Source organism: Olivibacter sp. EAT-5, assembly GCF_044784325.1.
Lineage (GTDB): Bacteria > Bacteroidota > Bacteroidia > Sphingobacteriales > Sphingobacteriaceae > Olivibacter > Olivibacter oleidegradans.
Window position 1 is genome coordinate 5219089 of record NZ_CP173028.1, and the last position, 26627, is coordinate 5245715.

21 protein-coding genes are annotated in these 26627 nt (G+C 41.9%); 8 read left to right on the forward strand and 13 right to left on the reverse strand.

Annotated features, from left to right (window positions below; translation table 11 throughout):
* Positions 1–368: 368 nt before the first annotated feature.
* From ACH11B_RS21830 to ACH11B_RS21855, 6 genes are all read right to left on the reverse strand, one after another.
* A complete protein-coding gene (locus ACH11B_RS21830; protein ID WP_377608615.1) occupies positions 369–5873 on the reverse strand; it encodes an alpha-2-macroglobulin in 5505 nt (1834 codons plus the stop codon).
* Positions 5874–6107: 234 nt separating this feature from the next.
* A complete protein-coding gene (locus ACH11B_RS21835) occupies positions 6108–6554 on the reverse strand; it encodes a DoxX family protein (protein WP_013667372.1) in 447 nt (148 codons plus the stop codon).
* Positions 6555–6647: 93 nt separating this feature from the next.
* Complete coding sequence (gene cysM / locus ACH11B_RS21840; RefSeq protein WP_377608613.1) at positions 6648–7517, reverse strand: cysteine synthase CysM; 870 nt, start codon at positions 7515–7517, stop codon at positions 6648–6650.
* Between the two features lie 44 nt (positions 7518–7561).
* Complete coding sequence (gene epsC / locus ACH11B_RS21845) at positions 7562–8398, reverse strand: serine O-acetyltransferase EpsC (RefSeq protein WP_130855692.1); 837 nt, start codon at positions 8396–8398, stop codon at positions 7562–7564.
* A 439-nt stretch (positions 8399–8837) separates the two neighbouring features.
* Positions 8838–9938: an NADH:flavin oxidoreductase gene (locus ACH11B_RS21850; RefSeq protein WP_377608611.1), complete on the reverse strand. Its 1101-nt coding sequence runs from the start codon at positions 9936–9938 to the stop codon at positions 8838–8840.
* 50 nt (positions 9939–9988) lie between these two features.
* Positions 9989–10291: a helix-turn-helix transcriptional regulator gene (locus ACH11B_RS21855; RefSeq protein WP_041387630.1), complete on the reverse strand. Its 303-nt coding sequence runs from the start codon at positions 10289–10291 to the stop codon at positions 9989–9991.
* 309 nt (positions 10292–10600) lie between these two features.
* Between ACH11B_RS21855 and ACH11B_RS21860 the strand changes: the two genes are divergently transcribed.
* The 3 genes from ACH11B_RS21860 (at position 10601) to ACH11B_RS21870 (ending at position 12702) form a co-directional block, all read left to right on the forward strand.
* Positions 10601–11053, forward strand: a complete 453-nt coding sequence (locus ACH11B_RS21860; RefSeq protein ID WP_130855689.1) for a hypothetical protein — start codon at positions 10601–10603, stop codon at positions 11051–11053.
* Between the two features lie 542 nt (positions 11054–11595).
* Positions 11596–12177, forward strand: coding sequence for a tRNA-(ms[2]io[6]A)-hydroxylase (locus tag ACH11B_RS21865; RefSeq protein ID WP_130855688.1), 582 nt, complete (start codon positions 11596–11598; stop codon positions 12175–12177).
* A 147-nt stretch (positions 12178–12324) separates the two neighbouring features.
* Positions 12325–12702 (forward strand): hypothetical protein, encoded by a 378-nt coding sequence (locus tag ACH11B_RS21870; RefSeq protein WP_013667380.1) that lies wholly within the window; start codon positions 12325–12327, stop codon positions 12700–12702.
* Positions 12703–12776: 74 nt separating this feature from the next.
* Here ACH11B_RS21870 and mnmE read toward each other — a convergent pair whose 3' ends face one another.
* From mnmE to ACH11B_RS21890, 4 genes are all read right to left on the reverse strand, one after another.
* On the reverse strand, positions 12777–14162 hold the full coding sequence (gene mnmE / locus ACH11B_RS21875; RefSeq protein ID WP_377608609.1) for a tRNA uridine-5-carboxymethylaminomethyl(34) synthesis GTPase MnmE: 1386 nt from the start codon (positions 14160–14162) through the stop codon (positions 12777–12779).
* A gap of 107 nt (positions 14163–14269) precedes the next feature.
* Entirely contained in the window at positions 14270–14785 is a 516-nt protein-coding gene (locus ACH11B_RS21880; RefSeq protein WP_377608607.1) for a YdeI/OmpD-associated family protein, read from the reverse strand.
* A gap of 20 nt (positions 14786–14805) precedes the next feature.
* Positions 14806–16167 (reverse strand): efflux RND transporter periplasmic adaptor subunit, encoded by a 1362-nt coding sequence (locus ACH11B_RS21885; protein WP_013667383.1) that lies wholly within the window; start codon positions 16165–16167, stop codon positions 14806–14808.
* A 36-nt stretch (positions 16168–16203) separates the two neighbouring features.
* A complete protein-coding gene (locus tag ACH11B_RS21890) occupies positions 16204–17556 on the reverse strand; it encodes a TolC family protein (protein WP_404273988.1) in 1353 nt (450 codons plus the stop codon).
* A gap of 99 nt (positions 17557–17655) precedes the next feature.
* Here ACH11B_RS21890 and ACH11B_RS21895 point away from each other — a divergent pair, with 99 nt between their 5' ends.
* Positions 17656–18264 carry a polysaccharide deacetylase family protein gene (locus ACH11B_RS21895; protein WP_377608603.1) on the forward strand — a complete coding sequence of 203 codons (609 nt, stop codon included), beginning with the start codon at positions 17656–17658 and terminating at the stop codon, positions 18262–18264.
* A 398-nt stretch (positions 18265–18662) separates the two neighbouring features.
* On the opposite strand, the gene ACH11B_RS21900 is transcribed toward ACH11B_RS21895, so the two are convergent.
* The 3 genes from ACH11B_RS21900 to ACH11B_RS21910 all read right to left on the reverse strand — a co-directional run bounded on the left by ACH11B_RS21900 (position 18663) and on the right by ACH11B_RS21910 (position 22879).
* Complete coding sequence (locus ACH11B_RS21900; RefSeq protein WP_049795083.1) at positions 18663–19484, reverse strand: DUF4249 domain-containing protein; 822 nt, start codon at positions 19482–19484, stop codon at positions 18663–18665.
* Positions 19485–19486: 2 nt separating this feature from the next.
* Positions 19487–21802: a TonB-dependent receptor gene (locus ACH11B_RS21905; RefSeq protein WP_013667387.1), complete on the reverse strand. Its 2316-nt coding sequence runs from the start codon at positions 21800–21802 to the stop codon at positions 19487–19489.
* Between the two features lie 108 nt (positions 21803–21910).
* Positions 21911–22879, reverse strand: a complete 969-nt coding sequence (locus ACH11B_RS21910) for a lipid A deacylase LpxR family protein (protein ID WP_377608601.1) — start codon at positions 22877–22879, stop codon at positions 21911–21913.
* Positions 22880–23074: 195 nt separating this feature from the next.
* On the opposite strand from ACH11B_RS21910, the gene ACH11B_RS21915 reads away from it, so the two are divergent.
* From ACH11B_RS21915 to prpC, 4 genes are all read left to right on the forward strand, one after another.
* On the forward strand, positions 23075–23788 hold the full coding sequence (locus ACH11B_RS21915; protein WP_013667389.1) for a DUF1080 domain-containing protein: 714 nt from the start codon (positions 23075–23077) through the stop codon (positions 23786–23788).
* Positions 23789–23935: 147 nt separating this feature from the next.
* Positions 23936–24121 carry a hypothetical protein gene (locus ACH11B_RS21920; RefSeq protein WP_377608599.1) on the forward strand — a complete coding sequence of 62 codons (186 nt, stop codon included), beginning with the start codon at positions 23936–23938 and terminating at the stop codon, positions 24119–24121.
* A gap of 393 nt (positions 24122–24514) precedes the next feature.
* The gene (prpB, locus tag ACH11B_RS21925; protein WP_377608597.1) at positions 24515–25396 is read left to right on the forward strand and encodes a methylisocitrate lyase; all 882 of its coding nucleotides are present in this window, start codon (positions 24515–24517) and stop codon (positions 25394–25396) included.
* A gap of 62 nt (positions 25397–25458) precedes the next feature.
* A complete protein-coding gene (gene prpC / locus ACH11B_RS21930; protein ID WP_130855544.1) occupies positions 25459–26610 on the forward strand; it encodes a 2-methylcitrate synthase in 1152 nt (383 codons plus the stop codon).
* Positions 26611–26627: the final 17 nt, after the last annotated feature.

Here is a 26627-nt window from a genome sequence, read left to right on the forward strand (position 1 = left end):
TAAGTAGTTAAATGCTTGCGTAGTTGAGTGCGTAATTAGCCAATGTGATAATAGGCGGTCTGCAAGCCTAACGCCTATTGTCTCCATACTATTATTTTATGCCTGAATTAAGTTAAGTGGTTGAGTAGTTAAGTCGTTCAATAACCAGCAACTAAATTCCGATCACTAATCACTAATAACCAATAACTAACAACTAATAACTAACAACCAACAACCAATAACTAAACCCTAACACCTAACTGCTAACACCTAACAACTAATAACTAACAACCAATAACTAAACCCTAACACCTAACTGCTAACACCTAATAACTAATAACTAACGACCAATAACTAAACCCTAACACCTAACCGCTAACACCTAATAACTAATAATCAACAACTTCTACCCAAGTTCCTTTTGTTCGCGTTAAGAAAGAATGATCATACATTCCCTCACACTGTACCCCCGGTAAATAATATCTACCAAGATAAGATGCATTTAATAAAATCTTAAACGTGCGGCTCTCGTTGCCGTTTAACGAAAAATAAAAAGAACTTCGATCATCCCGTATATCAATATAATCCGCTTTATTCTGTCCAAAAGCCCCATAATCAGTATATCGAGTATTTACAATTTCCCAACCGGAAGGTAAAATCTGCGTCAATGCCAAATTCTCCACACGATCCAAGCTTTGGTTCTTAACGGCTACCAAGGCAACAAATTCCGTACCTTGCTTAAGGGTATGTATGTCTAATGCCTTACCGGCCCTATCTACGAATTCAACCTGCACGGTTAAATTTCGCTGAATTATCTGTTCTCGGCCAACCGGTAAAACACCACTTTTTAAGAGTTTGACATACAAAGTATTTTTATCATTGTTTCTAATTTTGATACTATTCAGTCCCTTATTTATTTGTAAGCCCTTGTCTATAAACGATTTTGTAGTTTTGACATCCGCACTTTGCCCATGGTAACTAAAACGAGCATTAACACCGTTTTTGCCATTCAATTTTGCAAATTTAGCGATCGAATATAAGCTGTAAGCAGTGGTTTGGGTACTCATCCATGCACCGGACGACAGGTCTTTTGCTATTTTCGTAGCAAGCGCAAATGCATCGACCGTTCGGTTCAACAATAACAGAGTTTCCAGCACCATTGCTCGATTGCGTTCCGGTGAACCGTAATAATAATAGCTATAAGCATTATTAACGTTATTGATACTGCTAATTTTCAGCAATTCATTACCGGCGTGCTTTTGTCCCGCCAATACATAGGCGGCAGCAAGACGTAAACGAGCTTCATTAGAAATACCTACCGTTTCCCTTAAACGGTTCATCGAGGCCAAATCAGGAGCACCTGCTAATGCCAAGGTATACAATCGATAAGCCTGCGCGAAATCGCTACCGGGATGTGTCTCCATACGCCATTGTCTTGCCGCTCGCTGTTGATAGCTTATCCATTTGTTTTTAAAATCAATCGGCAAAACATATCCTTTTGTCTCCGCCTCTAACAAAAAGTGCCCCGCATAGGACGTACTCCAATCGTCGGCTGACGATAAGCCGGGCCAATAAACAAATCCCCCGTCCGGTAATTGAAACCCGGCGAGTTTGCTGATACCTTCAACTACATTTCGTTGAATAGCTTCGCGCTTGGCAGCTTCTAAATCAACAATATCGCCAAGGTACAATTGCGGAAAAACACTGGATGTTGTCTGTTCTAAACAACCGTGAGGATATTGAATCAAATAATTCAACCGGGCATTAAGGTCTATAGAAGGAAAAGAGGAAAGCTCTATACGCGCTTTGTTACTACCATCTACACCAAAAGGCTCCCAAGTGAGTGTCTGCTCTTCGTTGGCTTTCAACACCAGTTCTTTATAATCGTGGGTTACCGGATTCGGATTTGTGACATCGATCTCCACCGGATATGATGCCCTTTCATTACCCGAGCTTGCCACGACTTCCACTTTTGCCATTCCGGTTAACGCACCTACTTCCAAATCGAAGTACACCATCTTCTCGTCCGGACGACTAAAGCTAAGCGATTTGGCACTCGACCCCAGCACTTTTATTCCTTTGCTTACCTTTACCTGGACCCGTGCATTCTTTATCTGATTTTCCATAGCGAAAACGGTCACTGGTAAAGTTACTTTTTCCCCTGGAGAAATCTTCCGAGGCAGCGATGCTAATACCATTAATGGGCTTCTAACGGGTGTCGCCTTTTCTGTACTTCCATAAGCGCTCGTTTTAGCATCACCGGCAACCACCATCGTACGAACCGATCCTATATAGTTCGGCAATTTGACACGATGGGTTTTGCTTTCATTTTTCGACAGATGGAACGGGCCCAGATAAATCACAACCGGTTTGAAGCGATCTGCATGTTTATTTTCGCCACCTCCAATATCCTCGTCACCGCCTATGCTAAATACCTGATTGATCTTGCCACCATAAGCGCCTATAACGTCATTATATACATCCCATGTTTTAACACCTAAGGCTTCTCTCGCATAAAACTTGTCCCAAGCATTTGGTGTTTTGAAACGAGTAAGATCCAGTAAGCCTTCGTCCACAATAGCGATCGTATAACTCATAGCCCTTCCATTTTTCTCTTTCACCTGCAGATTAACCGCTTGCTCGGGGCGTAATACATCCGGCATGGAAAGAACGGGCTGTAAAATGGTTTCTTTATCCAACACCTCTACAGGCACCACACCATACAAACGAATAGGCGCGTCGTTCAGCGTGGAAGCATGTGGTTGTAAGAGTGTCACAAAAAGATAGATATTGGGTGCCATTTCAGAAGTAACAGGTACTTCTAGCTGCGTCTCACCCTTTTTTGTTTCTACCCAATACGTGTTTACAATCTTCGCGCCACTTTCAATTGATACCAAGGCTCGGCTCCCTTCACTTGAAGGAAAGGAAATCTTCATCTTTTCCCCTACATTGTATTTTGGCTTATCGGTAGAAAACACCAACATATTTGCATTTGTCCCATCGGTATTTTTAGTCTTAGCCGACCAGTAAGGCCAGTCGATCAATACCGTCTCACCGCTTGCGTGCCCCCCGTCCAAGTCGGTTACACGTATAAAATATCTACCCCAGTCCTCATCGTTCACAACAAACTGCACGCTCGTTTTACCACTCGTACCGGTGCTGATACGATAACTTTTAAAAGGTGTTTTGCTGGAAGAAGCACTATAGCTTGATAGGTTATCGTTCGAAGCATCCCACCACCATCGCCAATCCACTTTATATATTTTCACTTCCAAGTTGGCTACTGCCTTCGGTCTTCCCTTTTCATCAACCGTTACAATATCAAATCGATTGCTTTTACCTGTTTCCAACATACCGTATTTATTCGGTTCCGGCGATTTTAAACCCACATAGGTTTGATAAGGCGAATAAGTAGCTGTTGCTACATCCGTGCTAAAATCGCCGCCATTTTCATATACCTTTGTAATGAAGGAAGCCTTCAACATACCGGGCGCTTGCCCATGTAACTGCGGTTTGATACCAATCGTTGCTTTTCCGTTTTCATCAACATTTCCGGAGAACACGTTCACCTCTTCGGTGCTAAAGCTGCGTGCCGGATCATCAAAAACATAGTTAGCCAAGCCTTTAAATGTAGTTTTCATTTGATAAAACTTGGCTTGCATTTCTGCTTTCAGATTCTTAGCCACAGCTCCATGCAACCAGATTACCGAAATTTCATCAGTTGTTGCACTATTTGCTTGTAGCACCCGACCGGCCAGGTTGTTCTTTATCTTTAAACGGTTGGGTTTAATGGTTTCTATTTTGATACTTTTATAAAACCGGGCACCACCAACACTCACAACAGCTTCCCAATTTCCTGTAGGAGCTTCATCTTTTGTAGCAATAACAAATCGGTATAAATTACGCTCATTGTATCGTTGTACTAGCTGGGTAAACAACTTTCCGTTAGGATCGGTTAGCCGCAGCTTTATAGGATGATTTGCCGGTAGCTTATTAGCCTGATCATTTAACATAAACGAAAGAAACAAAGTATCTCCGGGACGCCAAACACCCCGTTCTCCATAAATGTACCCCTTCAAACCTTTCTCAAGCTCGTTACCGGCGACATCGAAATTGCTTAATGATAAAGAAAGCCCTTCTTCAAGTTTTACATAGGTACTACTATTATCTTTCTTTACGATAACAAAATATCCTCTTTTTGTATGGTCTAAGTGCGCTATTCCTTCGTCGTTCGTAGTAGCCTCAGCAACTTTCTGTTGTTGATAGTCATAAAGTTCGATATGTGCTCCCGGTACCACTTCGGTTGTTACAATGTTATTCACGGCAAAAAAATAAGAGCCGTTTTTACCCATTTTAGCAATCACACCCAAGTCGGTAGCCAAGACGTTGGTTGACACTTTGTTGTCGTAATAATAATATGAATTAGCACATGGATCTTCTCTCTCTTGCCAATTATAGTCGTCGTAGTAAGGATAGTCTTCAGACTCATTGCTTCTAAAAGACGCTTGCTCGTCTTCCAAGCTTTGTTCTTCCGGCTCCTCTCGGTTTTCTTCCGGTTGGCTACTACATGGATAAATAGAGTAGGCTTTTTTATAGCTAAATTCGACATGATAAATCGCACCTGGATCCGGCTTAATCAGTGAAGCGAGATCTAAGGCAAAAACATTCCACTTCCCATTGTTATATAATCGGTTTTGCGTCAGTTCAATTTTCTTCTTCGCAATAGGCAAAGCAACTTTTCGCAGATTGTAACTGCCATTTAGATCATTATCCTGCAAAAACTGCAAAATATTATCTTGATAAATCTTGTAAATTTTTACATCTACAGCCTTTAGGTTAGCCGCTTCAAAATTCAACTTTAGGTTATTCGAGCTTGGAAGTAAGGTCCCATTTTTAAGCAGTCGCACACCGGGTTTTGTTTGTTCAAAGTATACTTTTTTTGTATAACCCTTTTTAAGCTTCGTCCCTTGTGCACTTTCCACGCCCTGGAAAACCTCTAAGAGTCGCTCCCCTTTAAGGGGCTCGCTCAAAAACACTTTGAGCACATTCCGGTCTACAGTATACGTCAAACTTTTTGCTGAGTCAATCGTCACCAAGCCTTCAAAGTCTTGACTTTTTTTGAGTGGATCTGAAAAATTAATCAAAAGCAGTTGATTATTCTCCTCAGCCACTGTAGCCTTCATCACCTTAAAATGGCCTTTTGCGGCTATTTCTATTTCTTCCTCCCCTTTTTGATCGATATCCAAGTCGCTTCCGTCCCACATTAACTGAATCGATCCATCCTTTTCCGGTCTTTTGATGCTATCTACGATAAAGCGGAATTCAGTCCCCGACTTGATCTGATCAAAGCGAATAGGCAACTTGCCCGTTCCTTGTTTGGCATATATCAATTTTGCCGCTGATTGTACGTCCATCTCATCGCTTGTCCGCAAAACGGCATGTTGAAATTGATATTCCGAACTGTAGGATTGCAATTCTCTGCTAAGCACCACAAAATCTTGCTTAATCGTTTTTATTGTGAAATTGAACTCTTTCAGTTCTTTAGGCACATCAATCAACTCCTTCAACTTAAATGAAATTTGATATTCTGTATCCTGCTTTAATCGTTTACTCGGTTTAAACATCAGCGTATTTTGCGATAAAGCAATAACCTTCCCTTCAACCTTTGGTGTAATCTCAAAGAGATTGGATTCCAATTCCTGATTCGGCATCCATTCCTTTCTGTTGAAATTGAGCACGATACGAATCGTTGACTTCGCCGATATAATGCCTGACGTAAATTCGGTGATATAATCTTTATATAATGAAAAGTCAGAATTGAAATCTTTTCCGTTTTTTTTTGCGCAGGCAACCAAGAGGAAAAGAAAATAAATGAATAGGTATTTTTTCTTCATAGAGCAAATTGTGAAAACCATAATGCGTCTGATCGGATATTAGTAACAGTTCCGGAAGATACATATAAGGTTTTTGATAGCCATTTAAATACAGACAATAAAAAAACTACCTCCTTAAGAAGGTAGCTTAATCAATGTTATGAAATTTGATATAATACATGTAGACAGCTTTGTTTATACAGCAAAGCTAAAAGAAGCTGTTCGGTCTCGAAATACCTGTTTTCAGGTAATTTTCTAAAACCATCTTTTATTACCTGGCCTTCTCATTTCATGATCAAGCGAATACCGTCCTGAACCGACAATGAAGAAAACGATTAATAATAGCAAAACCACTAGCGAGAACCAGAATTCTGAGTTTAAGAAACTAAAACCGTTGGTAATGTTTACAAAAAACACTGCACCGAATAAAATTGGCAGCTGAAAGGCAATGGCCACTCGCGTTACTAATCCCAGCGCGATAAAAATCCCGCCAACCAAATGCGCAAAAGCAATATAATGCACAGCCGACCAAATGGATAATTGGAAATGGGTATTTTCCAGTAAACGCGCTACCGAATCCGTATCAGCTATAAAGCTTACACCCTTAGCAAAAATAACAACACCCAATACAATTCTAACAGCATCCATCCAGCGAGGGTGATGTGCATCACCCCAATGTTCGATTCTGTGGATTAGGTTCATAATAACCTCCTTTCTAATTGGTTATATAAAGTTAACAAAAATAAAATCGCATTTACAATTTTATTTTCATTTAATGGAGGTCATACCCTCTCCCTACCCAAACAAATCGCTGCTCAAATAACGGTCACCCCGATCACAAGCTATAAAGACAACAACCCCATGTTCTAGCTCATCCGCCACCTGAAGTGCTGCCTGCAGCGCACCACCGGAACTCATTCCTACAAAAATGCCTTCCTCTTTGGCCATTTGTCTTGCACGAAGTGTAGCATCCTGCTGAGACACGTCAATAATTCGGTCTACCCGCGAAGCGTCGAATATTTTCGGTAAGTATTCCACCGGCCAACGCCTTATGCCCGGTATAGACGATTCTTCAGTAGGTTGGCAACCTACAATCTGTATATCCTTACTTTTCTCTTTCAGATACATAGAATTGCCCATGATACTACCCGTAGTACCCATTGAACTCACAAAATGGGTAATGGTTCCTGCCGTGTCGTTCCAGATCTCCGGTCCTGTAGTTTTATAATGGGCCATATAGTTATCGGGATTAGCAAATTGATTTAGGATAAAAAAATTCTCATTTGCTGCTTTTTCCTCGGCATAATCCCGGCAAACCTCTATTGATTCAAGTAAAGTAACTTTTGCCCCATATGCTTCCATCGTAAGTGCACGCTCTCTCGTAGAATTAGACGGCATGACCAGTTCAATTTCCAGTCCATAGATCGCCGCAATCATGGCAAGAGCAATACCTGTATTTCCGCTAGTAGCCTCAATAAGGCGGGTACCTGCTTTAATTTCACCTCGTTCCATCGCACTGCGAATCATATTCAAGGCAGCTCTGTCTTTCACGCTTCCACCCGGATTATTCCCCTCTAACTTAGCGAATAACTTTACCTTTGGATTTTTATTTAAACGCTTGATTTCAACCAGCGGTGTATTACCTATACTTTCTATAATGTCCATTTCAATAAACTAATGCTCTTAACCCCATTGTTTGATTTAAATACCTATTTCTTTCCAGGGTCAACGATGGTACTTCCTATACCCGCTTCCACTACCTTGATAGTCGATTGATGATACACCGTAGATCCCGCAGGAACACTTTTCGTAAGCCAAACATTACCGCCGATTGTCGAGTGTGTTCCTACCACCGTATCTCCTCCCAGAATCGTAGCTCCTGCATAAATTATTACATAATCTTCAATGGTCGGATGTCGTTTCGTATTAGCCATAAACTTTTCCACGCTTAACGCGCCCAAAGTTACCCCCTGGTAAAGTTTAACATGATTACCGATAACCGTAGTTTCTCCAATTACGATCCCTGTACCATGGTCGATATATAAATACTCGCCGATTTCCGCACCCGGATGAATATCGATCCCCGTAAGCGAATGTGCATGCTCTGTTAATATCCGAGGTATTAATGGCACCTCCAATTTGAACAAAGCGTGAGCAATACGATAGAGAGAAATTGCCAAAAACCCCGGATAGGTACGAATAATTTCAAACTTACTCCGCGAAGCCGGATCACCATTTAAAATAGCTTCCACATCGGTATTCATTACACGATACAAGTCAGGAACGCGCTCAAAAAAAATTGCTGCTACCGCTTGATTATTACAGTCTTTGCAAGCTTTTGTTGCGTCCAAAAGTTTCACCAAATCGCTTTGCAAACTTAAAAAACGTTCCCGTATCCCCGTTAAACTCTGCTTAGGAGAAGTAAGTCGTTCCGGATAAATTAAATCCAATAAATTAAAGGCCCATTCCGCTATTACTTTATTGGAGGGAACTACTTCTACCCGATGCTGTTTCTCATAAATGTGTTGAAGAAAATCTTCGCTCATGTGGTTTTATTCTGATTATATAAACTTTGATAATTAGCCTATCCATCGTGAATCTGACATACAAAATAGAACAAGCGAGCAACGCTTTTACGTATAATGCCTTTTAGCACATAAAAGCGATTAGCCATCCACGTTTATTTTATAAGGTATTCATGAAAGCTGGCCTTTCATCTATCTCTTCTCAACCACAAAGAACTTTCTTCCCGTGGCATAATGTTATTGTAAAGGACGGAAAATTATTGCATTTATGGCAACACTTTTGTTAGTTCAATATAATATTTGAATCTTTTGCTCCCTTTTTGAGAAATTTTGGGTGTTGCCTGAGATACGGCGAGGTTTATAAATAGAAGGACCCGTCGGCATTAACAATGTCTAATGCACCGCAGATGTCATTACAAAATCGCTACCGGCAGGTCTCTTATCAGAAAGCATGATTAAATTAAATCAACTCAACCAGGGCTTCTCGGGTAAAACCCTTTAATTCATCCGAACGATTATCTCGTATTTTCGTAACCCAGAGTGGATCCGCTAAAAGTGCACGTCCTACAGCCACAAGATCGAAATCCCCCCTATCCAATCGGCGGATAAGCTCATCCAACGAACTAGGGTTGGAACTTTCACCTCTAAACGCGGCTAAAAACTCACCGGACAAGCCAACAGACCCAACCGTAATGGTAGCCTTTCCTGTCAACTTTTTCGCCCAACCCGCAAAGTTTAAGTCAGATTCCTCAAACTCTGCTTCCCAAAAACGACGTTGTGAACAATGAAAAATATCAACACCTGCGTCGGCTAAGGGCTGCAACCATGCTTCCATCTCAGCAGGTGTTTTTGCATGTTTATAGCTATAATCGCTCCCTTTCCATTGCGATAGGCGTAAAATAATGGTAAAATGTTCCCCAACCTGTTTTCTAACCTCTTTGATGACTTCTATGGCAAAACGTGAACGTTCGGATAAGGTTTTGCCCCCATAAATATCTGTTCGGTTATTGGTGGCTTCCCAGAAAAATTGATCGATTAAATAACCATGTGCCCCGTGTATCTCAACACAATCAAAGCCTAAACGCTTTGCGTCTGCTGCCGCGCTACCAAAAGCTCGTATGGTGTCTTCAATGTCTTTTTCACTCATGGCTCTCCCATTGGAAAACCCCGGCCTTGCCAAATCTGAAGGCCCTTCAAAAGGTGCTGCAGGAACCCAACCGGAATGGTGATTTTCCATAATACCCATGTGCCATATCTGCGGCCCCATGCTGCCTCTTGCTGCCTGTACACTCTTAATCACCTGCTGCCAGCCGGCCAAGGCCGATTCGCCATAGAAATGCGGGATATTTGGGTCGTTCGAAGAGGATACGCGGTCAATCACCGTACCTTCTGATAAAATTAACCCTACATCACTTGCAGCCCGCTTGCTATAATATGCAGCCACTGCATTTGTGGGCACACCATTCGGCGAGAATGACCGTGTCATAGGCGCCATAACGATTCTATTCTTTAAATTCAACGACTTCAGTTGAAAAGGTTCAAACAATTTTGTGGTACTCATTCTTTTGAATTTTTACCCTCCCTACGGGAGGCAAGCTTTTTACTTTTTATTTATAGCGCCGATTTCACAAAGTCTCCTAACAATTCAAAGGCCTTCTCATTACGTTTATAGTAGGTCCACTGTCCTATTCTTGTTGCTTCCAGTAGACCGGCCTTTAATAACAGGGCCAAGTATTCTGACACCGTGGACTGTGTCATGCCGCACTTCTCCTGTATCTTCCCTACACAAACCCCAACTTCCATAAAGTCGGCATGCTCCTGTGGAGGAAAATGCAGCTCAGGGTCTTTAAGCCATTGGAGGATATCCAACCGGGTCTTATTAGAGAGTGCTTTGAAAATCGCCAATTGATCCATGCAGCAAATATATATCGACTTTTCCCGATATCCCTATTGATAGAGATGTAAATGACGAAACATTGATAATAAGTGGATTGAATTACATTTCGTTGACCTTATACTCGCCTTTCAAAAATTTCCGCTTCAATGTGAAAGACTGCTGATGTGGATCGCTACCGGAAAACCAGTAGAAAAAAACACCCATAAACCGGAATTGCTCAGCTTTTCTCAGCTGTATACCTTTGGGAAAATTATTTCGGGCCTTTATAAAGAAGTTATATCCCTCGATAATTAAGAACAAAAGTTTAAAACATATTAATTACACTTATGAAACGATTTTTTCTATCCTGTTTTTTAGCGGCCAGTGTATTGGCCATGAACGCCTGCTCGGACGACGATGATCCACAACCGCAGGATTTTGACACCCATAAATACAAATTCACGGTTACGGCGGAAGGGTTGGGCGAAGATGAAACTGCAAGTTTTTCTTTTGGCGGTGTACCTACAAACTATCAAGAATCAACTCTTTGGAAAGTGGATGGTCAGGTTAGAACCAACGAACCATCCGTAAGAATAGAAGATTTTCCAAGCAAACGTACTTACGTAATTGAGTCAAACATTCCACTGGCTCAAGCCGCAGTCGTCATTTCCTGCCAAAACTTCGACGAGGTTCCAATTAAATTCAGCTATAAAGCAGAAGTTGATGGAAAAGTAGTCAAAGAAGACTCGCAAACAATTGCAGGTTCCGGTACACAGTATAATCAACAATACAAGTATTAAGCGGGATACCATCAGTTAAACGTATTGTTTAATATTCCCCCCCTGCCTATCGAGAATCTTCACGATAGGCAGGGATGTTACAATAATCCGGACATATTTTATTAAAGGCTTTAGGCGATAGGCAATAAGCATTAAGCTATAAGCAGTAGGCTTTAGGCAATAAGCTATAAGCAGTAAGCATTAGGCTTGCCCAGACCACCTATATCACATTGGCTAACCGACCGTAGGGAGCTCATGAGTACCAAAAAAAGCAAACACTTACGAATAATCGGCTATTTCCTACTTAACCACTCAACTACTTAACTACTTAACCACTTAACCATTTAACTACTTAACTACTCAACCACTCAACCACTTAACCACTTAACTACTCAACCACTTAACTACTCAACCACTTAACTACTCAACCACTCAACTACTCAACCACTCAACTACTCAACCACTCAACTACTCAACCACTTAACTACTCAACCACTTAACGATTCAATCGTCCCTTCTAAATTAAAAGCTTTTCCCTAAGTTTGCATGGAAAAGACTTTGCTATGCTTGGATTAAAACTACTGACAGACCCCCGTTGGGCGAATATTGCGCAAACAAATTTGGAAGAGATCTTAACAGACCATGCTTGGTGCGAGCAGAAAGCAGCCTCTAACGCCATTTCGTTAATTACCAACAATTCCGAACACGAAGATTTAGTGCACGAATTAACGGCGATTGCTATTGAAGAAATGCAACATTTCCAAATGGTAATTGATATCATCAAAAAACGAGGTTATACACTCGGCAGAGAGCGGAAGGACGACTATGTAAACCAGCTGATGCGATTCTCTAAAAAAGACGGCAGCCGAAACACCGCTTTTATTGATCGATTACTCTTTGCAGCCATGATTGAGGCTCGCAGTTGCGAGCGTTTTCGCGTGCTATCCCAAAATATAGCGGACGAAGAATTGGCCAAATTTTATTATGACCTCATGGTCTCAGAAGCCAATCATTATACTACTTTTTTAAATTTTGCACGTAAATACACCCTCGATGTAGATGTGGATAAACGCTGGAAAGAATGGTTGGAATTTGAAGGTAAGCTCATTCAATCTTACGGAAAAAGAGAACATATACATGGATGACGGTTCATTATCCCGGATCAGTCACCAAACGATTCCCTAGAAAAACCGAGGCTTTGATAATCGAATACAGCTTCTTGCCATTTAAATTTGCATCAACTGCATTTGGCATGGTGCTTGCCTTATCTAGTGCTAAATATCTATATTACTATGAAAAGCAAAATTAAATTTTTAGGCATGTTGGCCATTGCCATGCTCTTGTTTACTGTGGGGTGTAGTAAAGACGACGATCCGGCAGACAACGATTTCTTTGTAGGGACATACAACGGAACCATCACCTTCAGCAACGGAAGCGAGACCATTGCGGATGACGATGGCCGTGTAACTGTTGTCAAAGTCGATGATTCGTATACCTTCGATTTTGGTAGTAGCATCCCCAACATTAATGGCGTTAAGTTCCAGCAACAGGGGGACAACACTTACGTTAGTATAGGCGATGGACTTACCGGCATTACCATAACCGCGAATACCTTGAAAATGCTGGTATCAAACGATAATGGTACGTGGACAGCCGATTGTACACGTTAGTTACGTGCTATACTTTCTAGATAAAAACCATCTATCAGCGCGATAGGTGGTTTTTGTGTTTCTATTTACGGCACTTACTTGCCGATACAAAACTTACTGAATATGTTATCCAAGAGGTCTTCCGTGCTTACTTGTCCCGTAATCTCTCCTAAATGATGGAGTGCCTGCCTTATGTCCATCGCTAGAAAGTCTGAGGTAATCGGGTTATCAATTCCGTACAAAACCTTTTCCAGCGATGCTTGCGTTTTAAGAAGCGCCTCTACATGTCGAATATTGGTTACCATTACATCATCTACATTAATATTTCGGAGACTTACCTGATTTAAGAGCTCTTCTTTCAGCGCCTCTACCCCATCTCCACTTTTAGCTGATATAAATACCGGGTTAAGCGGCTCGTATTGGGCTAACGCATCGGGTGATAACAGATCCTTTTTATTGATGACCAGAACAAAAGGCGTTCTCAGTAAAATCAGATCCGCCACCTGAATGGAAACCTCTTCAAATGCATCATCAACCGGATCTACCAAATAAATAACCAATCGGGCCTTTTTCATTTTCTCGCGCGTACGTTCTACCCCTTTCGCTTCAATAATATCTTCCGTATCCCGAATGCCAGCCGTATCGATAAAACGGAAGCTTACTCCTTGAATGTTGATTTCATCCTCAATGGTATCCCGCGTTGTACCGGCAATATCAGACACAATCGCTCTTTCTTCGTTTAGCAAAGCATTCAACAGCGTGGATTTACCCACATTTGGTTTACCGGCAATAACGATCGGAACGCCATTCTTTAGCACATTACCTTGCTCAAACGATAAAATAAGTCGGTGTAACACTTTAATGATCTCCAGGATGAGATCCTTGAGTTGACTACGGTTTGCAAATTCGACATCTTCCTCCGAAAAATCGAGCTCCAGCTCAATCATAGAAGCAAAATGAATCAGCTGTTCCCGTAATTGTTTTAATTCATTGGAGAAGCCACCACGCATTTGCTGCATTGCAACTTGATGTGAAGCGGCCGAATTAGAAGCAATCAAATCTGCCACAGCCTCCGCTTGTGATAGATCCATTCCTCCATGCAAAAAAGCTCTAAGTGTAAATTCCCCCGGTTTTGCAGCACGGGCACCTTTTCTTATAAAAAGCTTAATAATGCTTTCTACAATATACTTGGAACCATGCGTAGAAACCTCTACTACATTTTCTCTCGTATAAGAATGGGGTGCAATAAAAACAGAAGCCAGCACTTCATCTAAAATTTTCCCATCCTCGTCGTGGATGGTTCCAAAATGCACTGTATGGCTTGCTTGTTTGCTTAAATCTTTTCCCTTAAAGACGCCGTTTACTATTTCAATTGCTTGTGGTCCCGACAAACGGATAACGGCAATAGCACCGCTTCCTGTGGGTGTCGCAAGTGCAACAATTGTGTCAGCACTTTCGGCTTCCATGCTTATTATTGACATACACAAAGATACTTATTTGTTAGGAGATAATTTCTAGCGATGAATTTAAATATCATTGCTCATAACCTCCTATCAAAATGTACGCCATCTTTTATTTAACAGGCATTTTAACTATTCCTCCTCGCTTTGTCCATACGGATCATTGCACCAAAGTCGAGCTGTTTTTCCATTGCTTCTACCGTTAAGGCAATCCGTTTGGTACGCGTTGCTTCCGTTTTAGCTTCATTGATCCATTTGATAAAGTAATGCTGGTGCGACTTTGCCAGGGATAGAAATTGGTTGATCCAAGTCTCCTCCTCACAAAGGCATAACTCAAGATCTTCGGGTATTTCCATTTTGAAGTCGGTATCCTCTTCCAGCTCCAGTTGGATGATATCACCTTCTTCTTTACGGATTTTTTTTCGCAGCGATGCCCTTAATGCTAAAATAAAATTGCCCTCACCCATGGGGGTAAGGGCTAATCCTTGCACAGGCTCTTGATCGATCTTCCCTCTTACACGAAAACTCTTTCGATAGTCTGATTTTAACTGCTCAGCAAGCGCTCGCGGAATTTCGATGTAAGACCAGCCGCTCTTTTCACCTTTTCTGCTAAATTTTAGTATCTCAGCTTGGAAAACAATCATAACATTCTACACTCAATCTACTAATTCACTTTATCTTTTGTTGTTTTTTCTACCAGATCACCGTCTTTCAAGGTTTTGCTGATGGCATTGAACGGCCGTATTACTACTTCCTGCCCCTCTTTCAGTCCTGATAAGATACGGATATAAGCATCGTCCTGAATACCGGTAGTTACCTCGACTTGTTTCACCTTGGTTGTGGCCGGATCATAAACAAATACATATTCCTTTACATTCGATTTAAATCCATCGTCTTTTTTAGCGTCATTGGCCGTGCTGTCCTTCTTCGCGGTTGCATCTTCGCGCGTTGTTACCGCTTGGATAGGAACGGCTAAACCGGTATCTTTTTCCGTCAAGATATCAACTGTAGCCGACAATCCCGGTCTAAAAGGAGATGGATTAGGCCGGTTCGGTTTTAACAAATCTTCGTACGACTCCGGTAAGATTCGAACTTTCACCGTAAAATTCGTTACCTGATCCGTGTTGGAAGTGGTTGTGGTAGAGGAAGAAGACAAGGCATTTGCCGACGAAGAGCTTGCAATCTCCGTTACAATGCCCTTAAATTTTCTACCTCGGAATGCATCGATTTCGATGGTAGCTTCATTGTTCAACGAAACCCGGTTGATGTCACTTTCATTTACATCCACGTTCACTTCCATTGAACTCATGTTAGCAATGCGCATAATCTCGGTTCCCGCCATCTGCGCAGTTCCTACCACGCGCTCTCCCTGCTCAGCCCCCAACCAGGAGATAACGCCATCTACCGGTGCATAAATGGTCGTTCTCGCCAAATTATCGCCCGCCTCCTTCACCGCTGCTTGTGATTGGTCAATTCCATAACGGGAGCCAATTACATTCTGCCGTTGTGCTTCTACACTCGCGAGGGCACTTTCGTAGTCGGTTCTGGCTTTATCAAATTCGGCGGCCGAAATTACTTTCCGATTGTAAAGCTGTTGCGTCCGTTTAAAAGTAGCTTCCATAATATTTAAGGAAGCTTCGGATTGCTTCAATTGTTGTTGTGCAGAAGCTAATGCAGCACGTTGTGAATTTAAAGAAGCAACGGCTTTGTCATACCCTGATTGTAAAATGTCCGGCTTAATACGACATAAAATTTGTCCTTTCGTCACCACTTCTCCCTCCTTCACATTCAGTTCCACAATTTCTCCGGACACTTCCGAGCTCAGCTTCACCTCTTTTTCAGGCTGTACCTTGCCACTAGCCGATACCGTTTCCTGAACCGTCCGCTTCTCCGCTTTCTCGGTGGCAATCAATTCTTTCTTCGGCCCACCGATCCAGCCCATCTTGCCGGCTATAACCACCAGGATAAGCAAAACAACTGCACCAATGATGATATATTTAAGTGTACCTTTTTTCTTCTTCGCCATGGTTTATTTTGATGTTATGATAAATATAATAGCCCATTAATTATTAAAGGTGATGGGGCGACCTAAATAAAAGTCAATCACCTTGCTTCTAAAAATAAAGTCGTATCGTGCTTGAATAAAATCAAATTCAGCCTTATTCTTGGCAGTTTGTTGTGTGGATAGCTCTACCGCATTTGCCAAACCTACATCGTAACGCTGTTTCAACACCTCAAAAGCATCCGAAGCCGATTTAAAATTTTCTTGCGTAGAGTAATACTTCTTCTCAGCCGTTCTTAGATCCAATACCGCCTGATTAACCACTTTATTCAGGTTGTTCTTCGCTAAGCGTTCATCATTCACCGCACTTTCGTAAGAAATCTTGGCTTTTCTTAAGGTGATGTTTCTTCTGTAATTGTCAAAAATGGGAATACTTAATTGTGCAAAGACATTAGTGTTTTTATTCTGATCGAGCTGACGTCCAAAGCTTATAGGTTCTCTAGTTACAAAGTCTTTCACTGCCTGCGACGAATAGTTCGTCCCATAGCCTGCTCCGATCGATAATTGCGGATAAAAACCACCTTTGGCGATGTCTATGTTTTTTAATGCCACCAATGTATTGTATTCCGCTACCTTAATATCGGGATATTGCTGCACGGCCTCTTGATAAATGTCTTCTGCTACATAGCTGGAAACCAATTTTGCCACATCCGGCAAGGGCGGTTTTTCCAGGGCAATATCATTCACCGGATTCATTTCCATTAACTGTTTCAAATCCAGGATGGATAAATCATAAGCATTTTGGGCTGTAACGAGATTTAATTCATCGGTGGCTAATTGGCTCTTCGCTTGGGATAAGTCGGCCAACGTCTTATTACCTACCTCGTAATTATATTTCTGCGCTTCTAATTGCTCGGTCGATAAAGCTACTTGTTGTTTGGCTGCCGTGGCCATATCCTTGTTACTTAAGGCTTCCAAATATTTGGTTACTACCTGTAGCACCAGATCATTTTTTACTTTATCTACATTACTTTGGCTGGAAAGGAGCTGGTATTTATTCGCTTTAATTTGGTTTACCTTCTGAAAACCACCGAAGAGTACCATGTTACCAGATAAACTTGCTCCAGCTGAAGTAATAGACGTATTAATCAATTGTCCTGATGTTTGGTCAAAACTTAAACCCCAATTCTTAGAACCTTGTACGGTACCGCTTACCGATGGATAAAGATCCATCTTCGCCTGCAACACATCCTCTTCACTCAGCGAGCTTTGAAAGACAGCCTGTTTAACCTGTAAATTATTACGTAAAGCCTGATCTAGAGCTTCTCGGATGGTAATGGTTTTCTGCGCATTGGCAGAAACGGAGATGGCACATGCAATTAGTACTAAGCAGCCATATTTAAAATATTTCATTGCGGGTTTACGTTGTATCATCTAGTAAATTTTTCTCAACTTCTTATTAATGTATTTAATTGTTTTACCTTCGCCCTAAACAAATCACTGCGCCGTAAAATGAATATTGTCAAATCACCTTTATGGTTACGCTTACTTCTACCTAAACTCACCTGGAATCGCAATCGGAAAGAAAAGCATATTTATTTAACCTTTGACGACGGACCCATACCTGATGTTACACCACAGGTATTAAATATCTTAAAAAAATATAACATTCAAGCCACCTTCTTTTGCGTTGGCGAAAACATTGTTAAACATCCTGAAATTTTTGAGCAAGTCAAGCTTCAAGGCCATCGAGTAGGCAATCACACCTATAACCATTTAAAAGGCTGGCAAACACCTTTAGCTACTTATTTGGAAAATGTAGAGAAATGCCAACAGCTTACCCAAACGAATCTATTTCGTCCTCCTTATGGTAAGTGCACCCTTCCACAGTTCAAAAAACTAAGAGATACATACGAAATCATCATGTGGGATGTGATAACCTACGACTTTGATCACAAATTGAGCCCCGAAGCCTGTTACCAAAATGCCATACAGCATGTTACCAACGGTTCTATCGTCGTATTTCACGACAATATAAAAGCTGTACCGCGCTTACTTTACGCCCTCCCAAAAGCCATTGACTATTGGCTGGATAAGGGTTATGAATTTAAGCTTTTGTAGTGATAGTTAAGTGGTTGAGTAGTTGAGTAGTTGAGTGGTTAAGTAGTTAAGTGGTTGAGTGGTTAAGTAGTTAAGTAGGAAATTAGCCGATTATTCGTAAGTGTTTGCTTTTTTTGGTACTCATGAGCTCCCTACGGTCGGTTAGACAATGTGATAATAGGTGGTTTGTGCAAGCCTAATGCTTACTGCTTATAGCTTATTGCCTAAAGCCTACTTATGGCTTATCGCCTAAATCCTTTAATAAAATCTTGTGTCCTGATACCTTTGTCTTATGTCTGGGTTAAGTTGAATAGTTAAATCGTTGAGTAGTTGAGTAAGGAATTAACTTATGTGATAATGGGCGTTCATCATTCATCATTCATCATTCATCATTCATCATTCATCACTCGTTATCCCCCCTACTCAATCGTGGTAGATGCCCGTGTTATACTATGAGCACTAAAATACCCTAAAGCGCCATTGCTAAAGTTTGATTTCGGATTGGCGGGTGCGGCAGAGCCCGGGTTGTTCGACTGAATGCCGTTGAAATAGGTATAAACAGCTTGATCGATGCAATGCTGCTCCACCTCTACATAATCGCCCACAGCTAAATCCAGGTCTTCATGATATAAATTTCTTTGCACCTTCTTGCCGTCATTAAACTTATCATTATAAGCAAAAACGAAGTTCGAGGGTTTTCCATTCACGGCAACCAGGTACCGATAATAATTCTTCTCGCCGGGTGGGTCCTGATATACAACCCCCACCGTTTTCTCCTCGTCGCCAAAAAAGCTATCGGTCACCGTCCCGATGGAGTCAATGGCAATAGGGGCAGGCATCGTTGAACTAGCCATATATTGCTCATTCTCAAAGTCGACTGTCAATCTATAAGTCCGGCCTGGATTCGCCTGATAGTTGTTTATTCGATATTGTCCCGGGCTCACCTCTGTAAAGGTACGCTCCGCGGACGTTCCTTCTTCTTGGATTTTCACAACGGCACCGGACTGCGGGTTATTGGTACTGTTTGATGAGAAGGGTACCGTTTTGGATATATAAACATAATGCGTTGTTTCGGTATTCGACACCCCGCCTTCTATCACCAACACTTGATCAGCTTCTTTTAATTCAATATCAATCACTTCTTCACAGGAACTTAAACCAAAAAGAATCATTGAAACAGTTAAAACATTTATATACAATTGCTTATTTAAAAAAGAAAGGGATTTTTTCATAGTTATCATCCTTAAAATTTAAAATTCCACGTTACTGAAGGTATAATACCAAACAAGGCCACTTTATAGGCTTCCGTAACATTCGGGTCATTTTCATTTTCCCTAAAATCAATAATATAAGCGTTTTTCCGGTTATAGGCATTATAGAGACCAAAGGTCCAGCTCGACTTAAAACGTTTTCCGGGTTTCGATTCCAGCGTCGCCCCTAAATCCAACCGGTGATAATCCGGCATACGATAACCATTTCGCTCCGTATAGTACCAAGTGGATTTACCACCGATACTATATTTTCCACTTGGGAAGGTAACGGCATTACCCGTGTAATATACAAAGGTTCCGGAGAAACTCCAACGATCGGAAAATTTGTACATACCCACAATCGCAATATTGTGGATACGGTCTTGGCGGGCAGCAAACCAATTACCATTGTTGATTTCATCAAATCTTCTTTTACTTCGGGATAATGTATAGCTAACCCACCCATTCAAGCGGCCCGTTCTTTTCTTCATAAAAAGTTCCAGTCCGTAAGACTTACCCACACCATATACCAATTCCGCTTCTACATGCGCGTTTGCCTGTAAATCAGCAGCATTTTTATAATCGATCTGATTTTGCATATCCTTGTAGTACACCTCCGCAGAAAACTCGTACTGATCATCATTAAAATTCCGATAATACCCCAAGGCACCCTGATCCGCTATTTGGGGCTTTATATTGTTACTGCTCAATACCCAGGCATCCGTCGGTAACGATGAGGTTGTATTCGTGAGCTGATGTAAGTTTTGTGTATTGCGGTTATAGGAAGCTTTCACGCTGCTATTCTCATTGAGCATATAGTTGACGGAAAATCGCGGTTCCGGATTAATGTAGCTCTTTACCAATTTACCACTTCCATAAATATCGGTTTGAATAATATCACCTTCTGAATCATAAGTATTAAATTCACCGGGCCCCATTAATAAGAAGGAATTCAATCGCAAGCCATAAATAAAGCTGAGCCGATTACTAGGTTTCCATTCATGCGAGAGGTACGCCGCCAGCTCATAGCCTTGCCTATTTTCAATTCGCAACGAATTGATATCCGATTCTTCCGAGGCGTCGATACCCGCCGGTGAGATTTCCTGCCGCATTAGGTTTAATCCGAAACGTAGATTGCTGCGACTACTTGAAAAGTAATGAAAATCCTGTTTCAAGTTCAAATTCTGTATACGCGAGTTGATTTTCAAATCATTGTTATCGGTATACACGCCCACATTGTACTTAAAGTCGCTGTAAATAAATGAGGTGTTTGAGAAAAGTCGACTGTTGAAGACATGGTTCCACCGTAAGGTTCCGGTAGCATTTCCCCAATCGAAATCGAAGTCGTTTGCATAGCCCAGCACGTCCTTTCCGAAATAACCTGAAAGATAGAGTGTATTGTTTTGATCAAGCTGATAATTGGCTTTTAAGTTCAAATCATAAAAATACAGAACGCTGCTGTTTACCGAAGTGTCCGAAGAAAGCTTCAGAAATAAATCAGCGTAGGTACGCCTACCGCTTAACATAAAAGACCCCTTGCCCTTCTTTATGGGGCCCTCCACCTTTAATCGAGAAGCAATTAGGCCGATGCCGCCATCCATACCGAAACGTTGATTATTACCATCCAGCATATTGACGTCCAGTACCGACGCCAAGCGCCCACCGTATTGCGCAGGCATTCCACCCTTATACAGGTTAACATCTTTGATCGCATCGGAGTTAAAGGTGGAGAAGAAGCCCATCAAATGGGATGCATTATAAACCATGGCTTCATCAAGTAAAATCAAATTTTGATCGGTTGTTCCTCCCCGCACAAAAAAACCGCTATTCCCTTCGCCCGCACTTAACACTCCCGGGAGCAATTGAATGGTTTTTAACACGTCGCGTTCCCCAAACAATACGGGCACATTATTCACTTCCTTAATGCTAATTTTGTTGACACCCATTTGCGGGCTTTCGATTTGCTCCCTACTCGAAACGGCATTGATTTCGACTGTTTCGAGTTGATTAGCCGGCTCCAGTGAAAAATCCAGGCGGAGATCCCCGCTTAATTCAACCGCTCGTTCTTGCATGGTATAGCCTACCGAGGATACCTGAATGGTGTACCTTCCTTTTGCCAGGCTTAATGAGTAAAAGCCATACGAATTGGCGCTAACACCGGAAGCGCTCTCTTTCACCTTGATGCTGGCGCCGATCAATGTCTCACCACTGGAAGCGTCTCTCACGGTGCCACTAAGCGTTATTTGTTGGGCGAAGGAAAAGGAAAAGAAATAGAGAGAAATAGTAATTGATAAAATAAAAGCTTTCAAGGCCTTGCGTTTAATATGAATTTATGAGCTTTTTTGCGTGCACTTTATTCCACATAGACGCAGGGCACTTTAAAATGTTACAAATAAATTACAAATTTATTGTGCGTATTAAAAGGCATATCCAATCGAAATGGAGCCAAACTGATGGGCAGTGGCATTACTTTTAACTTCTTTGGTATTAAACTGGAGATGCGCGTCGATCGTTACGTGACGATGCGCATAAGTGAAGCCAACAATTTGACTAAGCATCCAAGGCTTAATGCCAAAGGTAACAGGTCCTTTGTCATCCAGTAACATCCCTCCCTGTATGCTCGCATCGTATAATCGGTAAAACAGCATTGGCCGATAGTAAAAGTAACGCTCTTTATTGACGACCTCGCCTTTTCGAAATAACCGACTCCCGTTATAAGCAGACGCGTACAAAGCGTTCAATTTGCCAAGCCGCAATACCGGGCCCGCACCGATAAAACTTTGATTTAAGCCCAGAGACATGCTTGATTGAAGCTGCAGATCCATTTTACCGGAGGTACTTCGTAGTAGCAGTCGACTATACTTCGCCCGCAAATCCAGTGTTACATGATCGCGCAATTGATACTCCCAACCGCTGATTTCATAAAAGCCGAACAGATTGTGAAAACCTTCCTGTAGCGCCTCGCCAAAAGCACCTTTACCATATAAGCCCACTTCTGCACCAAGGTTTAAGCTCGATTCGTCCCGATAGAGCCATGCCTTACTTGCTCTTCCATATAAGTAGGCTGTAAAAGGCCTGTCCATCAATACCAACTCGCTGAAACCGTTATATGCATTATATAGTTTATGGCCTATCGCTATTCCCCAGATCTTCTTCTTAGCACTCGCAGCACTAAAATCCTTGTCGACTAATTGACGATAGCTAAAGGATATTCCGTTAGTATAGTATTGGTCCTGATTAATGAACAAATAGGCATCGTTATCACTATGAATAGACAATTCATGTAACAGTTCAGTCTGCGCACGTCCTTTATACGCAATTAAACATAAAAAAATACACACGCCCATCAATAGGACTTGCGTATGGCTGATCGATCGTAAGCTCATGAAGAAGAGCCAAACTTATACAAATTGAAAATATCAGTCAAGGTGAATGAAACAAAGTTGTTAATGAATCCTTAAATATGACAAAACAACTTCAATTTTCCGGAGATTTTTATATCTTGCGCAAAAACGTTTTAACAGTTAACCACAGTAAACGAATCAGAACTAAAGAACAACAAAAACATTAAGAAAAAACAAATGAAGAAGATTTCACTAAGTATCTGTGCCTGTTTATTCCTGGCTACAGCTACCTTTGCGCAAAAGCCAAATGCCTTAAGCTCTAAAGAAAAGAAAGATGGATGGGTGCTTCTATTTGATGGAAAGTCCACTACAGGATGGCACACCTATCAAAAAGACAAGGCCACTGCCGCATGGTCTGTCAAAGACGGTGCCTTAGTTTTCGATCCAACCGTTGATAAGGCGGAAAAAGGCGATTTGGTAACCGACGCCGAATATGAAAATTACGATCTGACCTTGGAGTGGAAAATAAGTGACGGCGGAAACAGTGGTGTTATATTTGGTATCCATGAAGATCCAAAATATGGTGCAACTTACCAAACAGGAATAGAAATGCAAGTATTGGACAACATCAATGCGGGTGATCGCTTTATTCCCAATCACTTAGCAGGTTCATTATACGATTTAATCGGCGGACCTGATGTTTCCAAACCAAAGCCAGTTGGCGAATGGAACCAAGCGCGTATTCTGTATAATCAAGGAGAAATTACTCTGTGGTTAAACGGGGTACAAACTGCTCATGTCAAAAAAGGTTCTGAAGAATGGAATCAATTGATTGCCAAAAGTAAATTCCACGATTGGGAAGGATTCGCTAAATATCCTAAAGGAAAAATTGCCTTACAGGATCATGGGAATGTCGTCTCTTTCAGAAACATCAAAATCAAGCAGTTATAACAGGGATTACCTTCGGTGAATCCCTGTTGGTCAGCTTCGCCTTTAACATATAGATGAAGGTGTTTAGATTAAAAGAACGATTTTTTTTTGTCACTTTCTTCCGCAGACCACGAAGTAGCTTGAATGCCTTTAAAAAACGAACGAGTGATGAAAAAAGTAACCAAAACCGACCGTAGGGAGCTCATGAGTACCAAAAATGGACAGAACGCGAATAAACTCATCGCTTGGAACTTTGCTTTAAAGGTAGTGCCTCACCGTAACGTGCAAACCGCAAATTTCCTAGGCGATATTTCAGCAGAACGGAAGGCTTCTACTTTTAACCCGACGTATTAGCCTTAGCTTAGTACTATAGACTTGTGCGTCGGAAGAACGGCCTTGGAGGATACCGAAGCAACGAGCAGTATAGCATTTGCACGCCTGTTCATCTTGCAGCACACAAGCGGATTGAGGAAGTGAAACGGCTCCAATACGCGCCACGAATGCTTTGCCATCGGTTGCGAGGTAGCCTACACAGCCTTGATCTTTTGTAACTTTTGGATCAAACCAAAAGTTAAATGCCTTTAAAAACTAACGAGTGATGAAAAAAGTTGATTAAAAAAATCGTTCCTTTTATAAGCGTAAAATTCTTGACAATTATAATTAGCTTATACGCTTCTTAAATAAAATTTGTAACTTGTTTGGCCACCTTACCTTGTGTTCGGTGGCCAATCTTTTAAACACCCTATTATGAACAATTCTTCTGCGGGATTACGCTTTAAAGAAGCGATGGAAAAGAATAGACCTTTACAGATTGCCGGCGCCATTAACGCCAATCATGCTTTATTGGCTACACAAGCTGGTTTTCAGGCATTGTATTTATCAGGAGGTGGTGTAGCTGCAGGTTCTTTAGGCATTCCTGACTTAGGAATCACCAACCTCGAAGATATCTTAATTGATGTCAATCGGATTACCAATGTTACCGACACGCCCTTGTTGGTGGATGTGGATACGGGTTTTGGACCTTCGGCCTTTAATGTTGCCCGTACGGTAAAGTCCTTGATTAAGGCCGGCGCGGCGGCCCTTCATATCGAAGATCAGGTAGGAGCCAAACGCTGCGGCCATCGCCCAGGTAAGGAAGTCGTGAGTACGGACGAAATGGTCGATCGGATAAAAGCGGCCGTAGATGCGCGGACTGACCCCAACTTCCTGATCGGTGCGCGCACGGATGCGCTTGCGACAGAAGGAATTGAAAAAACACTAGATCGAGTAAATAAGTATCAAGAGGCCGGGGCCGACTTTATTTTTGCAGAGGCTGTACACGAAATCCGGCTATACGCAGAATTCGCCAAAGCGAGCGGTTTGCCTATATTAGCCAATATAACCGAATTTGGTATGACACCCTTATGGACAGTTGCTGAATTGCATGCCGCCGATGTTCGTCTTATTCTTTACCCCTTATCCGCTTTTCGGGCGGCCAATAAAGCGGCCTTAAAAGTGTATACACATTTGCTGCAGGATGGTTCGCAGCAAGCGGTCATAGCAGATATGCAAACACGGGAGGAACTTTATCAAAGTATTGGATATTATGATTTCGAGACGAAACTTGATAAGCTATTCAAAAAGACATGAAGAGCTGTAATTTTGGCTGAGACAGCATTATCGTCACCTATAAACATGAAAAACCCATAATTATGACAACAGAAGAGAACCAACCATTTAAACCAAAAAAGTCAGTTGCCTTATCAGGCGTCCTAGCGGGAAATACAGCCTTATCCACCGTCGGACGAAGCGGTAATGATCTCCACTATCGGGGATACGACATTTTAGATCTCGCAGAGGGTGCTTCTTTTGAAGAGGTCGCTCATCTGCTCATCCATGAAAAATTGCCAAATGCCGCAGAACTTAATATCTACAAGGCGAAATTAAAAGCCTTGCGTGGTTTGCCCATTATTGCAAAAAATGTATTGGAACAGATTCCCGCTGCGGCACACCCGATGGATATCCTCCGTACGTACACTTCTCTTTTAGGCACCATATCGCCCGAAAAAGACGATCATAACATCTCGGGTGCTCGAGATATCGCCGACAAACTAATGGCCTCCTACCCTTCTGCGTTGCTGTATTGGTACCACTATTCGCACAACAGCAAACGCATCGAGGTGGAAACGAATGACGACAGTATTGGCGCACACTTTTTACATCTCTTACACGGAAAAGAACCGAGCGAATCATGGATTAAGGCAATGCAGATTTCTTTAAATCTCTACGCCGAGCACGAGTTTAATGCTTCAACCTTCACCGGCCGGGTTATCACGGGTACCGGTTCGGATATTTATTCGGCCATTACGGGAAGCATCGGTGCTTTACGTGGTCAAAAACACGGAGGTGCCAATGAAGTGGCGTATGACATACAAAGTAGGTATCCCAATGAAGAAGAAGCGGCAAGAGATATTGAAGCTCGACTGGAACAAAAAGAAGTGATCATCGGCTTCGGTCATCCCGTGTACACCATTGCCGATCCACGCAATATTGTTATTAAGAAAGTAGCCAAATCGCTATCGGAAGAAGTTGGCGATCTCAAACTGTATAAGATAGCGGAGCGAATCGAAACCCTGATGTGGGAAAAGAAAAAAATGTTTCCCAACCTCGATTGGTTCTCTGCCGTCTCTTATCATATTATGGGCGTCCCTACTTTGTTTTTCACGCCCTTATTTGTTATTTCAAGAGTGAGTGGTTGGAGCGCCCACATTATTGAACAACGGTTGGACGGTAAAATCATCCGCCCCAGCGCCAATTATATCGGACCGGAAAACAGAGCCTTTGTGCCACTTGATAAACGGTAAGGTTAGTTGTTAGTTGT

What these genes read in the sequence shown, in the direction of transcription:
- ACH11B_RS21830 (WP_377608615.1), bottom strand. Translation starts at nt 5,873, where the DNA reads ATGAAGAAAAAATACCTATTCATTTATTTTCTTTTCCTCTTGGTTGCC.
- ACH11B_RS21835 (WP_013667372.1), bottom strand. Translation starts at nt 6,554, where the DNA reads ATGAACCTAATCCACAGAATCGAACATTGGGGTGATGCACATCACCCT.
- cysM (WP_377608613.1), bottom strand. Translation starts at nt 7,517, where the DNA reads ATGGACATTATAGAAAGTATAGGTAATACACCGCTGGTTGAAATCAAG.
- epsC (WP_130855692.1), bottom strand. Translation starts at nt 8,398, where the DNA reads ATGAGCGAAGATTTTCTTCAACACATTTATGAGAAACAGCATCGGGTA.
- ACH11B_RS21850 (WP_377608611.1), bottom strand. Translation starts at nt 9,938, where the DNA reads ATGAGTACCACAAAATTGTTTGAACCTTTTCAACTGAAGTCGTTGAAT.
- ACH11B_RS21855 (WP_041387630.1), bottom strand. Translation starts at nt 10,291, where the DNA reads ATGGATCAATTGGCGATTTTCAAAGCACTCTCTAATAAGACCCGGTTG.
- ACH11B_RS21860 (WP_130855689.1), top strand. Translation starts at nt 10,601, where the DNA reads ATGAAACGATTTTTTCTATCCTGTTTTTTAGCGGCCAGTGTATTGGCC.
- ACH11B_RS21865 (WP_130855688.1), top strand. Translation starts at nt 11,596, where the DNA reads ATGCTTGGATTAAAACTACTGACAGACCCCCGTTGGGCGAATATTGCG.
- ACH11B_RS21870 (WP_013667380.1), top strand. Translation starts at nt 12,325, where the DNA reads ATGAAAAGCAAAATTAAATTTTTAGGCATGTTGGCCATTGCCATGCTC.
- mnmE (WP_377608609.1), bottom strand. Translation starts at nt 14,162, where the DNA reads ATGTCAATAATAAGCATGGAAGCCGAAAGTGCTGACACAATTGTTGCA.
- ACH11B_RS21880 (WP_377608607.1), bottom strand. Translation starts at nt 14,785, where the DNA reads ATGATTGTTTTCCAAGCTGAGATACTAAAATTTAGCAGAAAAGGTGAA.
- ACH11B_RS21885 (WP_013667383.1), bottom strand. Translation starts at nt 16,167, where the DNA reads ATGGCGAAGAAGAAAAAAGGTACACTTAAATATATCATCATTGGTGCA.
- ACH11B_RS21890 (WP_404273988.1), bottom strand. Translation starts at nt 17,556, where the DNA reads ATGAAATATTTTAAATATGGCTGCTTAGTACTAATTGCATGTGCCATC.
- ACH11B_RS21895 (WP_377608603.1), top strand. Translation starts at nt 17,656, where the DNA reads ATGAATATTGTCAAATCACCTTTATGGTTACGCTTACTTCTACCTAAA.
- ACH11B_RS21900 (WP_049795083.1), bottom strand. Translation starts at nt 19,484, where the DNA reads ATGATAACTATGAAAAAATCCCTTTCTTTTTTAAATAAGCAATTGTAT.
- ACH11B_RS21910 (WP_377608601.1), bottom strand. Translation starts at nt 22,879, where the DNA reads ATGAGCTTACGATCGATCAGCCATACGCAAGTCCTATTGATGGGCGTG.
- ACH11B_RS21915 (WP_013667389.1), top strand. Translation starts at nt 23,075, where the DNA reads ATGAAGAAGATTTCACTAAGTATCTGTGCCTGTTTATTCCTGGCTACA.
- ACH11B_RS21920 (WP_377608599.1), top strand. Translation starts at nt 23,936, where the DNA reads ATGAAAAAAGTAACCAAAACCGACCGTAGGGAGCTCATGAGTACCAAA.
- prpB (WP_377608597.1), top strand. Translation starts at nt 24,515, where the DNA reads ATGAACAATTCTTCTGCGGGATTACGCTTTAAAGAAGCGATGGAAAAG.
- prpC (WP_130855544.1), top strand. Translation starts at nt 25,459, where the DNA reads ATGACAACAGAAGAGAACCAACCATTTAAACCAAAAAAGTCAGTTGCC.